16 protein-coding genes are annotated in these 12,687 nt (G+C 63.9%); 11 read left to right on the plus strand and 5 right to left on the minus strand.

All coding sequences use genetic code 11. The annotated features are described in order from the left end of the window. Positions 1-295 (minus strand): NUDIX hydrolase (locus AC5JJ6_RS20815; RefSeq protein WP_496043891.1); only part of this gene is annotated, 295 nt, incomplete at its 3' end. Between the two features lie 255 nt (positions 296-550). Between AC5JJ6_RS20815 and AC5JJ6_RS20820 the strand changes: the two genes are divergently transcribed. The 6 genes from AC5JJ6_RS20820 to AC5JJ6_RS20845 all read left to right on the plus strand — a co-directional run bounded on the left by AC5JJ6_RS20820 (position 551) and on the right by AC5JJ6_RS20845 (position 7,019). Beyond that, positions 551-1,459 (plus strand): diacylglycerol/lipid kinase family protein, encoded by a 909-nt coding sequence (locus AC5JJ6_RS20820; protein ID WP_496043892.1) that lies wholly within the window; start codon positions 551-553, stop codon positions 1,457-1,459. Further along, a complete protein-coding gene (locus tag AC5JJ6_RS20825) occupies positions 1,456-2,319 on the plus strand; it encodes an inositol monophosphatase family protein (RefSeq protein WP_496043893.1) in 864 nt (287 codons plus the stop codon). The genes AC5JJ6_RS20820 and AC5JJ6_RS20825 overlap by 4 nt, the downstream gene beginning before the upstream one ends. Positions 2,320-2,431: 112 nt before the next feature. Continuing rightward, on the plus strand, positions 2,432-4,105 hold the full coding sequence (locus tag AC5JJ6_RS20830) for an alpha-amylase family protein (RefSeq protein ID WP_496043894.1): 1,674 nt from the start codon (positions 2,432-2,434) through the stop codon (positions 4,103-4,105). A gap of 224 nt (positions 4,106-4,329) precedes the next feature. Continuing rightward, positions 4,330-4,962, plus strand: a complete 633-nt coding sequence (gene folE / locus AC5JJ6_RS20835; RefSeq protein WP_496043895.1) for a GTP cyclohydrolase I FolE — start codon at positions 4,330-4,332, stop codon at positions 4,960-4,962. A 10-nt stretch (positions 4,963-4,972) separates the two neighbouring features. Next, entirely contained in the window at positions 4,973-5,554 is a 582-nt protein-coding gene (locus AC5JJ6_RS20840) for a putative pterin-binding protein (protein WP_496043896.1), read from the plus strand. 64 nt (positions 5,555-5,618) lie between these two features. Further along, positions 5,619-7,019 carry a sensor histidine kinase gene (locus AC5JJ6_RS20845; protein WP_496043897.1) on the plus strand — a complete coding sequence of 467 codons (1,401 nt, stop codon included), beginning with the start codon at positions 5,619-5,621 and terminating at the stop codon, positions 7,017-7,019. Positions 7,020-7,056: 37 nt separating this feature from the next. Here the strand turns inward: AC5JJ6_RS20845 and AC5JJ6_RS20850 are convergent, their stop codons facing one another. Next, the gene (locus tag AC5JJ6_RS20850) at positions 7,057-7,764 is read right to left on the minus strand and encodes a class I SAM-dependent methyltransferase (protein WP_496043898.1); all 708 of its coding nucleotides are present in this window, start codon (positions 7,762-7,764) and stop codon (positions 7,057-7,059) included. A gap of 52 nt (positions 7,765-7,816) precedes the next feature. Here AC5JJ6_RS20850 and AC5JJ6_RS20855 point away from each other — a divergent pair, with 52 nt between their 5' ends. Further along, positions 7,817-7,966, plus strand: coding sequence for a hypothetical protein (locus AC5JJ6_RS20855; protein WP_496043899.1), 150 nt, complete (start codon positions 7,817-7,819; stop codon positions 7,964-7,966). 103 nt (positions 7,967-8,069) lie between these two features. Beyond that, complete coding sequence (locus AC5JJ6_RS20860; protein WP_496043900.1) at positions 8,070-9,188, plus strand: spore photoproduct lyase family protein; 1,119 nt, start codon at positions 8,070-8,072, stop codon at positions 9,186-9,188. Between the two features lie 58 nt (positions 9,189-9,246). On the opposite strand, the gene AC5JJ6_RS20865 is transcribed toward AC5JJ6_RS20860, so the two are convergent. After that, on the minus strand, positions 9,247-9,435 hold the full coding sequence (locus AC5JJ6_RS20865; RefSeq protein WP_496043901.1) for a hypothetical protein: 189 nt from the start codon (positions 9,433-9,435) through the stop codon (positions 9,247-9,249). Between the two features lie 196 nt (positions 9,436-9,631). Here AC5JJ6_RS20865 and AC5JJ6_RS20870 point away from each other — a divergent pair, with 196 nt between their 5' ends. Then, complete coding sequence (locus AC5JJ6_RS20870; RefSeq protein WP_496043902.1) at positions 9,632-10,129, plus strand: 2'-5' RNA ligase family protein; 498 nt, start codon at positions 9,632-9,634, stop codon at positions 10,127-10,129. A gap of 186 nt (positions 10,130-10,315) precedes the next feature. Here AC5JJ6_RS20870 and AC5JJ6_RS20875 read toward each other — a convergent pair whose 3' ends face one another. Next, a complete protein-coding gene (locus AC5JJ6_RS20875; RefSeq protein ID WP_496043903.1) occupies positions 10,316-10,486 on the minus strand; it encodes a hypothetical protein in 171 nt (56 codons plus the stop codon). A 176-nt stretch (positions 10,487-10,662) separates the two neighbouring features. On the opposite strand from AC5JJ6_RS20875, the gene AC5JJ6_RS20880 reads away from it, so the two are divergent. After that, positions 10,663-11,253, plus strand: a complete 591-nt coding sequence (locus AC5JJ6_RS20880; RefSeq protein WP_496043904.1) for a peptidoglycan-binding domain-containing protein — start codon at positions 10,663-10,665, stop codon at positions 11,251-11,253. A 42-nt stretch (positions 11,254-11,295) separates the two neighbouring features. Here AC5JJ6_RS20880 and AC5JJ6_RS20885 read toward each other — a convergent pair whose 3' ends face one another. Further along, positions 11,296-12,054 (minus strand): SDR family oxidoreductase, encoded by a 759-nt coding sequence (locus tag AC5JJ6_RS20885; RefSeq protein ID WP_496043905.1) that lies wholly within the window; start codon positions 12,052-12,054, stop codon positions 11,296-11,298. A gap of 195 nt (positions 12,055-12,249) precedes the next feature. Here AC5JJ6_RS20885 and AC5JJ6_RS20890 point away from each other — a divergent pair, with 195 nt between their 5' ends. After that, positions 12,250-12,519, plus strand: a complete 270-nt coding sequence (locus AC5JJ6_RS20890) for a hypothetical protein (protein ID WP_496043906.1) — start codon at positions 12,250-12,252, stop codon at positions 12,517-12,519. The last annotated feature ends 168 nt before the right edge of the window (positions 12,520-12,687 follow it).

Raw genomic sequence — 12,687 nt, forward strand, 5'->3', positions numbered from 1 at the left:
CGTCCAGCAGTTCACAGACTTCCAGGCAGTATACGGCGACGTCGATCGCCTTGATCCGGCCGTCCTTCAGGCGCTTGTCGTAGCGGTAGCCGCCTATCGGCTTGTCGCCGAGGATGCCGATGGCGCCCGCCTCCTCGAAGGCTTCGCACACGGCCTGATCCCTGTCCGTGATCTTCTTCTCCTGCCATCCCTTGGGCACGATCCAGCGCCGCGTCTCACGCGAAGTCACCATCAGGATCAGCGGCTGGCCCTGATGCATCATGTAAGGAATAACAGCGAGCTGAGTGCGAGGCATTGAGCTGAAGTCTCTCGTGCGGGTGTGGAGTACTCGAATTATTAGGGTAAACAATGAATGAATGGTAATCGCCGGCACTTTGTCCCAAGGGAAAATGGGCGTCTCCCAAAAGATGTACGTGGGCAGGTCTGAAGGGGGGGTGTCGTGAGATCTTAAAAAACCGCTCAAATTCTATGTTGATGGCTCTGGCTCGACTCTGGGCGTATTTCCTCCGGACCGCCGGAACTGTGAGCAAGTCCGGCATGTTAGCGGCGTATGCGCGCACTTCTCCTCCATAGCCCCTCCGCCGGGGAGGGCGGTCCGTCCAGGGACCTTCTCCTCGAGCTATTCCGAAAATCGGGCTTCGACCCGTGCTATTGCTCCGTCAAGGACATCGCCATCGTCGAAACCCTGGGCCAGCCCCATGACCTGATCGTCGCCATCGGCGGCGACGGCACGGTGACCCGGGTCCTGACCCACATGCCCGACCGGAGCATCCCCGTCGCCATCCTGCCGCAGGGCACGGCGAACAACATCGCCCGGTCGCTGGGCATATCCGGGGACCCGGAAACCCTGGTTCCCGCCCTGCACGACGCCGTCAGGCGGCCGTTCGACATAGCGGCCGCGACGGGTCCCTGGGGCAAGCACCGCTTCATCGAGGCGGCCGGGCTGGGGCTGCTGGCGCGCGGCATGGCGGAGATCGACGCCGCCGATATTTCCGGACAGGAGCAACTGCTGTGCAGCCGCCGGAAGTTCGCCCGCCTGCTGACGGAAGCCGAGCCCGAACGCCTCGAGATGACCCTGGACGGCAAGGAACTCGCCGGCGATTTCCTGGTGCTGGAGATCATGAACATCAGCCATGTCGGACCGGGCCTCAACCTTGCGCCCAATGCCGATCCCGGCGACGGTCTGCTCGACGTCGTCCATGCTCATGCCGACCGGCGCGCGGCCCTGCTGGAATGGCTCAACGAGGGCGAGTACGGCGAAGAACCCCCGGTCGACATCAGCCGCGCCAAGGTCGTGGAAGTCACCTGGGCCGGCACCTCGCTGCGCCTTGGCGACAACTTCTCCCCGGCGCCGGGAGCCGTGCCCAAGCTGACCGTCGGGCTGGAACCCGAACAGGCCTGCGTCCTGATCCCGTCCATCGATACTTCTCCTGCCAACCGTGAAGAGAGCCGGCCATGACCATCGACGACATCCCCGACGTCATCCTGCGGGAGATCGAGCGTACGGCGGTCGAACTGGCTGGTCTGGCGGGAACGGAGATCATGGCGGCGCTGGGCCGGACGCTGGAGGTCCGCTACAAAGGCGTCCCCGGCGACACGCCGACCTTCCGCGATCCCGTCTCCGAGGTGGACAGTCAGGTCGAGGTGCTGATCCGGGCTCGTCTGGCCGACCGCTTCCCCGAACACGACATCCTGGGCGAGGAGATGGACGAGCGGCCCGGCCGCGACCACGACTTCGTCTGGGCGGTCGATCCGATCGACGGCACCACCAATTTCGTCAACGGCTTTCCGCTCTACGCCGCGTCGATCGGCGTGCTTCACCGGGGCCGGCCCGTCGTCGGCGCGGTCTGGTGCAGCACCAGCCACGCGCTCCGCACCGGCGTCTACCACGCCCGTGCCGGCGGCGAGCTTTGCTTCGACCAGGAACCGCTGAAGTCGAGGGCCAATCCTGCCGTGCGCCGGCGTCTTGCCGGCGAACCGGAGGCGACCGCCGACGCCGGCCTGCCTTGGGATATCCGCAAGACCGGGTCCGCCGCCATCGAATGCGCCTTCGTCGCGGCCGGGCTGCTGCGCGTCGCCCGCTTCCAGCGCCCGAACGTCTGGGACGTGGCCGGAGGAATCCCGCTGGTGCTGGCTGCCGGCGGCGAGGTCCGGTGCGGCGGTGAGGGCGGCGCCTGGACGGCGCTGGAGCGGATCGAAGCGACGACCGATCCGGCGGGCGGCGAACCCGATCTCCGCAACTGGCGGCGCCCGCTGATCCTCGGCGATGCCGAGGCCGTGAGGCAGATGGCGGAGGCGCGGCAGTCCTCCAACCGCTGAGCAATCTCTCGCCCGCTGAGCACGCCCGCTGAACAGACGGCCTTTTTCAAGCGTTACGCCCGTAACACGTCCGGATAAGCCGTCCCCCGTCACCGGCAGCGAAAGCGAGAGCATGGATATTACCCGCACCAGCGATACATGGTGGAAGAACGCCGTTTTCTACTGCCTCGACGTCGAGACCTTCCAGGACAGCGACGGGGACGGCGTCGGCGACTTCAACGGGCTGATCCAGCGGATCGATTATCTGGCCGGGCTCGGCGTCACCTGCCTTTGGCTGATGCCGTTCTATCCCACGGCGGACCGGGACGACGGCTACGACATCACCGACTACTACTCGGTCGATCCCAGGCTCGGCACGCTCGGCGATTTCGTCGAGTTCATCCGGACCGCGCGGGACCGGGGCATCCGCGTCATCGCGGACCTGGTGGTCAACCATACCTCGCACGAGCATCCCTGGTTCCAGGCATCCCGGTCCGATCCCAACTCCCGGTATCGCGACTGGTACGTCTGGCGCGAAGAGATTCCCAAGGACGGCCCGACGGATCTGGTCTTCCCCGACAAGGAGGACAGCAACTGGGAATGGGACGAGGTAGCGAAGCAGTATTACCTGCACCGTTTCTATAAGCAGCAGCCCGACCTCAACATCGGCAGTTCCGCCGTGCGCGACGAGATCCGCAAGATCGTCGGCTTCTGGCTGGAGCTGGGGCTGTCCGGCTTCCGCGTCGATGCCGTTCCCTTCCTGCTGGAGACGGTCGGCATCGCGGGGCGTGTCGATCTGGCGCCGCACGAATGGCTGTGCGATCTGCGCGCCTTCCTGAGCCGGCGCCAGGGCGACGCCATCCTGATGGGCGAAGTCAACCTGGAGCCGGAGGAAGTCCGGCGCTTCTTCGGCGACGAGGACGGCGACGAGCTCCACATGTGCATCAACTTCAACCTGAACCAGACCATGGCGCTGGCGGTCGCACGCGGCGACGCCGGGGCCATGGTCCACGGCATGCGGGCGCTGTCGTCCCTGCCGAAGAATGCCCAATGGGGCAACTTCGTGCGGAACCACGACGAATGGTCGCTGGACAAGCTGACCGAGGCGGAACGGGAAGAGGTCTTCCGCCAGTTCGGTCCCAAGGAGGACATGCAGCTCTTCGGCCGCGGGCTGCGCCGCCGGCTGCCGACGATGCTGAATGGCGACGAGGCGAGGATACGCATGGTCTACGCCCTGATGTTCTCGATGCCGGGCGCTCCCGTGCTGTTCTACGGCGAGGAGATCGGCATGGCCGAGAACCTTGCGATCCCCGGACGCATGAGCGTGCGGTCCCCCATGCAGTGGTCCGACGAAAAGAACGGCGGATTCTCCACCGCGCAGCCGGAGGACCTTCGCCGCCCCGTCGTCGGCGGCAAGCGCTGGGGACCCGCGACGGTCAACGTGGCGGCCCAGCGCCGTGACGACGGGTCCATGCTCAACTGGATCGAACGGCTGATCCGGCGCCGCCACGAAACGGCGGAGATCGCCTATGGCAAGTGGAGCATCGTCCCGGTCAGGCAGGCTGCGGTCCTGGCAGTCAGCTACGACTGGGACGGAAGGGTCGTCCTGGTGATCCACAACCTGTCGTCGAAGCCGACGGAAGCTTCCTTCGACGTCGAGCCGGCCGCCGGCTGGCAGGGGCTGATCGACCTGTTCGGACGCGGCGACTTCTCGCTGGCCAAGAACGGCGCCGTGCATGTGGAACTGGAAGCTTACGGGTGCCGCTGGTTCCGCGTGCGCCGGTCGGGCGACACGATCCTGCTTTAGCAATAGGTCAAAAGTAATAAATTCGAACGTAGGTATTGTCCGTCCGAGCCGTTCGGGGCAGATCTCCGCCTTTGGTCAAGAAAGGCGGAGAAAATACTCATAACTATTCGGCAAATTACAACCGTTTCACACGATCTTAAACGTTGCCCGTACATTCTTTGATGACTGGCGCGCATTTACCCTATGCGTATGATGGCTTTTTGGATCAGAGACGGCGGCAGTAAATGGCGCGGAACCCAGACCATTCGATTCCCCCGGCAACCTCCCAAGCCGGGCCCCGGCCATCGCGGGCCGAAGCGGAGGAGGCTGTAAGGACCCTGCTGCGCTGGGCGGGCGACGATCCCTCCCGGGAGGGGCTGGCCGAGACGCCGGCCCGCGTCGCCCGCGCCTTCGACGAATTCTTCGCCGGCTACGCCATCGATCCCGGGTTATTGCTGGCGCGGACCTTCGAGGAGGTCGACGGCTACGACGAGATGGTCCTGCTCCGCGACATCCGGTTCGAAAGCTATTGCGAGCACCACATGGTCCCGATCATCGGCAAGGTCCATGTGGCCTACCTGCCGCGGCACCGCGTGGTCGGCATTTCCAAGCTGGCGCGCGTGATCGAGGTCTTCGCCAAGAGGCTCCAGATCCAGGAGAAGATGACGGCGCAGATCGCCAATACGATCGACGAGGTGCTTCAGCCCGAGGGCGTGGCCGTCGTCATCGAGGGGGAGCACCAGTGCATGACCACGCGGGGCGTCCACAAGCCGGGCGTCGGCATGATCACCAGCCGCATGCTGGGTGCGTTCCGAACAAATCCCTCGACCCGGCAGGAGTTCCTGTCCCTGGTCGGCAATCCCGGCATCCATGGATGAGATCGCCAGCATGATGTCTTCGCTTACTTCCCGGATCGCCGCCCTGGCCCTCGGCATGGCGCTGGCATTCTCGCCCGCGGCTTTCTCCGCGGCTGCCGTCGCGCAGTCTTCCAAGGATTACCAGACAGTCACCGAACCTGCCCTGAAGCGGGGCATGGAGGTGCCGGAACCGACCGGGCCGGTGGTCCTGACGGTGAACGGCAGGATAAAATCCGGCAAGCCGGTCCGGTTCGACCTGGCGACGCTGGAGAGCCTGGGCCTGATTCGCTTCACCACTCCGACCAACTGGACCACGGAGCCCGCGACGTTCGAAGGCGTGTTGCTGTCGGCCCTGATCGACGTCGTGGGGGCCGATCCTGCCGCGAAGTCGCTCACGCTGACCGCGCTCAACGACTATGAAAGTCCGGCACCGATTGCCGATGGGCGGAAATGGCCGGTGATGCTGGCGCTCAAGCGAAACGGCGAATACATGTCGCGGCGCGACCGGGGTCCGATATGGATGATCTATCCGCAGCACGCCTATCCCGAAGCCGGGAAGCGGGAATATCTTTCGCGCTGGGAGTGGCAGCTGAAGGCGATAACGGTGGAGTGATGCTCAGGAACGGGGCAAACTTCACCGGAGGCGTTTGCCACTGATGCTGACCGGGAAAAGGATCATGGACCTGGGCAAACTTGTATGGACGATATCGTTCCTGCTCGTGCTGCTCAGTTCGCCCATGCTGGTCTTCGATCTGATCGCAATCCAGCGCTCCGTCGAAATCGCGAGCGGCGCCGACATCTGGTACGACGGTCAGATGTCCGCCGATTTGCTGCGCCTGCAGGTCGCGGTCCGCGAGATCGAGGCCGATTCCCCTCCCGAGGTCTTCGAAGAAGTCCGGCTGCGGCTGGACAATGCGTTCAACCGGCTGAACTCGCTGCCGGAGCCGGGCAGTTCCGCCTGGCATACCCAGGGCATCAGCCGTGAGGGCGAGCTGACCAGCATCCGGGTCCAGCTCGACGCGATCGACCGCAACCTTAAGCTGATGGAAACCGATCCCCGAGCCTTCCGCGCCCTGGCCGACCAGGAAGTGCGCAATGCGATCGTCAGCCAGCGCAAGGTCTCGCTACAGGTCCAGGATCGCCAGAACGAGGTGATCGGGAGCATGCAGAGCCAGGTCAGCGCCTTCAAGATCAAGCTGATGGGTTATGGCGTCGGCTTCGTCGTCCTGGTGCTGGCGCTGGCATGGCTGATGCGGCGTCACATGCAGTCGGAGTCGAGGCTGCGGGGGACGAACCAGCAACTCCTGGAACTGACCGACAATCTGGTGGTGGCGCGGGACGCGGCGCTCCGGTCCAGCCAGGCCAAGTCCAACTTCCTCGCCAATGTCAGCCATGAGCTGCGGACGCCGCTCAACGCCATCCTCGGATTCTCGGAAGCCTTGGCCAGCGGCATCTTCGGCCGGCTCGGCGAACGGCAGGCCGAGTATATCGGCGACATCCATCTTTCCGGCAAACGGCTGCTGGCGCTGATCAACGACATCCTCGACCTGTCCAAGCTGGAGGCGGGCAAGATGGAGATGCGGGAGGAACTGGTGGATCTGAGCCGGGTCGCGGCCGATGCGGCGCGCGACCTGCGCGAAGCCTCGCGCACGGCCGACGTTTCGATCGAGCTGGACCTGCCGCCCACGCTGAGCGTGCTGGGCGACCAGCTGCGTCTGCGTCAGGTGCTGGACAACCTGCTGTCCAATTCGGTCAAGTTCACGCCGCCCGGCGGGCTGATCGGCCTGTCGGTCAAGCGGCAGCCGGACGGCGGCACGATGATCGTCGTGACCGATACGGGGGTCGGCATACCCTCCGACGATCTGACGCGGGTCTTCCAGCCGTTCGAGCAGTCCGACAGCCATCTGGCCCGCAAGGCCCAGGGCACCGGCTTGGGCCTGCCTCTTGTCCGCCAGCTTGTGGAGCGCCACGGCGGCACCGTCCGCATGTCGAGCGAGACCGGCGTCGGCACCGAGGTCGTGATCGAACTTCCGGCGGAGCGCACGCTGCGCACCGACTACGTCCGCTCCATTGGGTAAGCAGGACGGCGGCTAAGCAGGACGGCGGCGCCCCGGATTACGAATATTCCGCCAGGGAGCGGGCCGGCGGCAGCGAGGGCGCTTGGACCTTGGCGGACAGCAGGGCTTCGACCAGCGGCGACTCCGCGTCGCGATACGCGACATGCATCTCGCCGGACAGGGATTTCAGCCTAAGTCCTTCCCTGGACAGGCAAAGCTCCAGGCTTTTCGCGCTGTGCAGGCGGATATGGCCGTTGCGGGGGCGGGCATACCACCAGCCCAGGCGCAGTTCGCCGATATCGGGCGGTTGCAGCAGCGTACTGAGCAGGATCGCGCCGTCCGCCGCCATGTGGCGGGCCAGTTCGGCGAACAGCCCGCGCTGGTCCGGGACATGCTCGACCACCTCGAAGCAGGTGACGAGATCGAAGGTCCCGTCGGGGAACCGCGGGGTGTCGCCATAGAAGGGATCGCAGGAGATGACGTTCTGAAAACCACGTTCGATCAGCATCCGCGCCATCAGCCCGTCGCCGCCACCCCAGTCCAGGATCTCCAGATCTCTCCTGAAATTCCCGACCATGGAGTCGATCATGGCGGAGTTGCGCGCCGGCCGGTCATGGGTGAAGGGCGGATCCGCCAGCACATAGCTTTGATTGTAGATCCGCTCCTGGAAATCGTCGGCGGTCCAGTCGTCCAGGCAGGCCGTCCAGATATGGCCGCACCTGTTGCAGGAGCTGTAGTGGACGGCTATCCCGGTATTCGAGAACATGCGGCGGCCTTCGAAAGCGTCATTGCAGCTTTCGCCAAGATCGATAAGGCCGATGGAAGTACCGGAAGCAGAGCAGCAGGGACAGAAGCGCGCGAGCAAGAAACACCCCGGAATGCAGGAAGCAGTAATAATCGGTGCCCAGGAAACGCGGCACCGCTTTATTGGTTTACAAGACAAATTGTTTCAACAGATTTTGATATAATGCGCAACTCCGCGATAGGGAATATGACCGCCGGAGCACCCGATAATTCAGCGAAAGTCCCAATAATATTTCAAATACATCCTTTTGGACGTAGGGCTCACCCATGTCCGACGGCGGCACGATGATGCCCGAAACCGCGATGCCGACACGGGAGAGCCGCCGGCTGGCCAACCTGCTGGATATCGGGCGCATCTATCTGGAGCCTGCCGTCCACGCCCATGCGCGCGGGCGCGAGATACTGGCCCGGTTCCCCGAAGCGGAGCTGATCGAGGTGGCGAGCCACTGGCGCATCCCCGAGCTTTTCGGAAACGAGGGCGCTGCCCGCGACTGGGTGCGCAACAAGCGCACCGTACTGGTGCTGGGCGTCAAGAAGGCGATGACCATCAGGCCCAACGGCCGCTCGGCCGACTACATAGCGCCCGGTGCCAGCAACGGCTGCGCGCTGGCCTGCGTCTACTGCTACGTGCCGCGCCGCAAGGGCTTCGCCAACCCGATCACGACCTTCGTCAATATCGGCCAGATCTGTGCCGCGATCGAGCGTCACGCCGCCAAGCTGGGACCCAGGACCAAGCCGGGCCAGACCGACCCGCACCGCTGGGTCTACGATATCGGGGAAAACGGCGACGCTTCGGTCGACGACCTGATCGGCGGCAATGTCCGCGACCAGATCGAGCTTTTCAGGCGGCTGCCCAACGCCAAGGGAAGCTTCGCGACGAAATACGTCAACCGCGACCTGCTGGCCCACGACCCGCAGGGCGGCATGCGGATCAGGTTCAGCATGCTGCCGCACCGTCCGGCCAAGCTGCTCGACGTCCGCAGCAGTCCGATGAGCGAAAGAATCCGGGCGGTCGATGATTTCGTCCGGGCCGGCTGGGAAGTTCACCTGAACTTCAGCCCGGTGGTGGTCTATGAAGGCTGGACCGCCGACTATATCCGCCTGTTCGAGGAGCTTAACGACGCCCTGTCACCAGCTGCCAAGGCTCAGGCGAAGGCGGAAGTCATCTTCCTGACCCATAACGCCGATCTGCACGACGTCAATCTGCACTGGCACCCGAAGGCGGAAGACATGCTCTGGTCGCCTCGCCTTCAGGAAACGAAGCGGTCGGAGAACGGGCAGGAGAACCTGCGGTACCGCGCCGCGCTGAAGGCGCGGATGGTCCGCATGTTCCTGGATCTCATGGCGGAACGCCTGCCCTGGTGTCCCGTGCGCTATGCGTTCTGACGGGGCCGGTTTTGTCCAATGGATGGCGGCCTTGCGCCGTCGCGCCTGGCGCCGGCGATCAGGCCGACATCTTCAGCAGCGGAAGCTCGTCGATCGAAGCCTGGGCCTTCAGCTTTTCCTGATAGGCGTTCCACAGCGGCCGGATCGCATCCAGGCATTCGCTGACATGGCTGGAGTGGGTCTGCTTAAGCACGCGGTCACGTGCATCGGCGTATTCGGCATGAATTTGCTCGAACGAGGAAGACATGGCAAGTCCAAGGGTCGGTGAAGGATGCTCCGGATCTTGAGCGATACATGTTGATGAGACGTTAATGTCCTTCTATCTCTAAAGTATAGGATGCTGGGAATGCTATGAAATTCGATCCATTTCGGTATCTGGTGTGACCACTTTACTTGACTAATTTATGGGCAATGCATTGTTTGAAAGCACACAAAGCCGACCCTTGATCCTGACGCTCGGGATGGACCGCGACTCCTTTTCCCGGTTCGAGCGGCTGCGGCAGACGCACTTCCCGGCACACCGGAACTTCATCCCGGCGCACCTGACCCTGTTCCACCACCTGCCGGGAGACGACCCCGGCGCCATCGCGGCCGATATCGCGTCGGTGCTCCGGACCAGGGCGCCGGTCCGCCTGAATGCGACCGGACTGCGTTTCCTGGGACGGGGAGTGGCCTACACCTTCGACGCTCCGGAGCTGGGTGCGCTGCGCGGCGAGCTTGCGGCGCGATGGGCCGCCAGCCTGACGCCGCAGGACCGCCAAGCGTTTCGTCCGCATGTCACGGTCCAGAACAAGGCCGATCCGGAGGTGGCGCGTATGCTGAAGCAGCGTCTCGAAGCGGAGTTCCAGCCCTTCGAGGTGACGGGGGAGGGGCTTCTGCTCTGGCGCTATCTCGGCGGTCCGTGGGAGCCGCTGGGCGGCTTTCCGTTCGGCGGGTCATGAAGCCGGCAGCGGCGAGATCGGTGGGAGGGCGGGAATGCCTGTGAGGGATGCAGGGTCCGGCCACGAGAACGGCTTTTGCGATCATCTGGATAGCGGCCGGCGCTCGGTCTGAATACTTCCGGGTGCTTCCGTTTGGTGAGGACATGCCGGCTTGAGGGCTAACCTGCCTGCTTTAACGATTTTGTTTCATGAATGGACAATCCAGTTCTCAAAAATCAATCCCGCGACCGATCCGTCATCTCTCATTTCTATTGGATCGCGAATCTCGGAGGTCGGAGGCTTAGGCATGGCACGCAAGGCAGCTACGACATCTGTCAAGCTCTTGGGCGCCGGAAAGATCGTGCTTTCATCGTCCATTCGCGTGACCTCAAGTTCAAGTTCGTGTCTGCCTGCGCAAAACCAAGTCATCTATTTACATGGCCCTGATACCGACGGCACCGACCATCATCGAACGTGGCACCCATTTCCCCACGCGAGGAACAAACCTCCCTTTCGCTGTTGATAACTTCAAACAGCAGAGGGGAGGTCGGAAGATGGGGAATTTCAGAATAGCGGCGATCGCGGCGGCGGCTGCGGGCGTGTTGCTGGCGCCGGCGTTCGATGGCGGTGAGGCGCAGGCGCAGACTCAGGCACCGGCGCCGGTCAGCTACGTTCAGCCGCTTTCGCCGCAGGCCCAGAAGGAAGTTCAGCGGCAGTTGAAGGAGCTCGGCGTCTATTCCGGCGCCGTCGACGGCATCTGGGGGCGTGACAGCCAGGAAGCGCTGGAGCGGTTCCAGCAGACGCGAGGGCTCCAGGTCACCAGCAACCTCAACCAGGCGACGCTGGCGACCATGGGGCTGAAGCCGGCGGAGTTGCTGTCGCTCGGCGACCAGACCGGAGCCATGGCCGGGCGCGACGTGCAGGGCAGGGCGCTGAAGGCGGAAGCCGTCCGCACCATCCAGGGCCGGCTGAAGCAGCTCGGCCTTTATGCGGGCGATGCGGACGGCATCTGGGGCGACAGCACCCAGGCGGCGCTGGAGCGTTTCCAGCAAGACCGGGGGCTTCAGGCGAGCGGCCGTCTGGACCCCAATACGCTGACGACCATGGGCCTGGACAGCGGCGTCGTGCTGGCCCAGACCCGGTAGTCGTCAAGTAAAGCCGTCAAGTACGATGGCAGGCGGCTGGGTTCAGCCGCGTCCGATGAACGGCATCTTGGTCGCCATCACGGTGATGAACTGGACGTTGGCGTCCAGCGGCAGGCTCGCCATGTAGACGACGGAACTCGCGACATGGCGCGGGTCCATCCTCGGCTCCGGCTTGATGGACCCGTCGGCCTGCATCACGCCTTCCGTCATCCGCTGGGTCATGTCGGTCGCGGCGTTGCCGATGTCGATCTGGCCGCAGGCGATGTCGTATTTCCGCCCGTCCAGCGAAGCCGACTTGGTCAGCCCGGTGATCGCATGCTTGGTCGCCGTATAGGGGGCCGAGTTCGGCCGCGGCGACGTGGCGGAGATCGAGCCGTTGTTGATGATCCTGCCGCCGCGCGGGTTCTGGTCCTTCATGATGCGGAAGGCTTCCTGCGTGCACAGGAACGCACCCGTCAGGTTGACGTCGACGACAGCCTTCCACTGATCGTAGGTCAGGTCTTCCAGCGGGATCGCCGGAGCGCCGCTGCCGGCGTTGTTGAACAGAACGTCCAGCCGGCCGAACTTTTCCTTCGTCTTCGCGAACAGCGCCTTGACCGAGTCCGGATCGCCGATATCCGTCGGCACCGCCAGCGTCGGCCGCCCGAAGGATTGCCCCTGCGACGCCGTTTCCTCCAGCGCGTCCTGCCGGCGTCCCGCCAGCACGACGGCGTACCCCGCCTCCATCAGCGCCAGCGCCACGCTTCTGCCGATGCCGGAGCCGGCGCCGGTGACCAGCGCAATCTTCTCGTTGGAAGCCATATTCTTCTAGTTCCCCCACATGCTTCGGGCTTCATGGAGCCCTTCATCGAGCATGCTACACCAGGGATGGCGATCGTGACAGGCGGGGAACCCGGAATACCGGATGAGTCTGAAAGATGGTGTTCGAGATAACTTGACCGGCAAATCCGATAGGGGTACGTTGGCCGGATTGGTTTTTCCTACTTGGTCGGTGCCATGTCCTCCAGTACCGCTGCGGCGAAGAACGTTGCTATGCCCGATCCCGTTTCCGTCTTCGACTTTTCGGATGACCCGGCGCAAAAGGCGTATGAGCAGCGTGCGGCTGCGGCATTTGCAGCGGCCTTGCCCGAGATCCTCGCTCTCTATGATCCCGACCCGGAAGTGGCAATGGAGAAGTCCATGGTTGCCGCTCTCAGGCGAACCATCGAGTATGCGGAGTGGACGCGAATTCAAGCAGAAGAGACGCAAACCGTAGCGGCGGAGTGAGCGGCTTCGTTCCTGAAGCCCAAGATTTGCTGCTATGAAACGCTGTCAAAAGCCTGAGAGGGCCGATCTTTTCAACCGAACAAGCTGAGCTAAGGGCTTCTGGACATGATCCAGGTTCGCCCCTGGTGGCATTACTGAGGTACACCATGGCGCTCGGCGGAGACGTGC

The organism is Skermanella sp. (assembly GCF_059503625.1).

Bases quoted from the DNA above. Each gene is read 5' to 3' on its own strand.
- AC5JJ6_RS20820 (WP_496043892.1), top strand. From the start codon at position 551: ATGCGCGCACTTCTCCTCCATAGCCCCTCCGCCGGGGAGGGCGGTCCG.
- AC5JJ6_RS20825 (WP_496043893.1), top strand. From the start codon at position 1,456: ATGACCATCGACGACATCCCCGACGTCATCCTGCGGGAGATCGAGCGT.
- AC5JJ6_RS20830 (WP_496043894.1), top strand. From the start codon at position 2,432: ATGGATATTACCCGCACCAGCGATACATGGTGGAAGAACGCCGTTTTC.
- folE (WP_496043895.1), top strand. From the start codon at position 4,330: ATGGCGCGGAACCCAGACCATTCGATTCCCCCGGCAACCTCCCAAGCC.
- AC5JJ6_RS20840 (WP_496043896.1), top strand. From the start codon at position 4,973: ATGATGTCTTCGCTTACTTCCCGGATCGCCGCCCTGGCCCTCGGCATG.
- AC5JJ6_RS20845 (WP_496043897.1), top strand. From the start codon at position 5,619: ATGGACCTGGGCAAACTTGTATGGACGATATCGTTCCTGCTCGTGCTG.
- AC5JJ6_RS20850 (WP_496043898.1), bottom strand. From the start codon at position 7,764: ATGTTCTCGAATACCGGGATAGCCGTCCACTACAGCTCCTGCAACAGG.
- AC5JJ6_RS20855 (WP_496043899.1), top strand. From the start codon at position 7,817: ATGGAAGTACCGGAAGCAGAGCAGCAGGGACAGAAGCGCGCGAGCAAG.
- AC5JJ6_RS20860 (WP_496043900.1), top strand. From the start codon at position 8,070: ATGTCCGACGGCGGCACGATGATGCCCGAAACCGCGATGCCGACACGG.
- AC5JJ6_RS20865 (WP_496043901.1), bottom strand. From the start codon at position 9,435: ATGTCTTCCTCGTTCGAGCAAATTCATGCCGAATACGCCGATGCACGT.
- AC5JJ6_RS20875 (WP_496043903.1), bottom strand. From the start codon at position 10,486: ATGGACGATGAAAGCACGATCTTTCCGGCGCCCAAGAGCTTGACAGAT.
- AC5JJ6_RS20880 (WP_496043904.1), top strand. From the start codon at position 10,663: ATGGGGAATTTCAGAATAGCGGCGATCGCGGCGGCGGCTGCGGGCGTG.
- AC5JJ6_RS20885 (WP_496043905.1), bottom strand. From the start codon at position 12,054: ATGGCTTCCAACGAGAAGATTGCGCTGGTCACCGGCGCCGGCTCCGGC.
- AC5JJ6_RS20890 (WP_496043906.1), top strand. From the start codon at position 12,250: ATGTCCTCCAGTACCGCTGCGGCGAAGAACGTTGCTATGCCCGATCCC.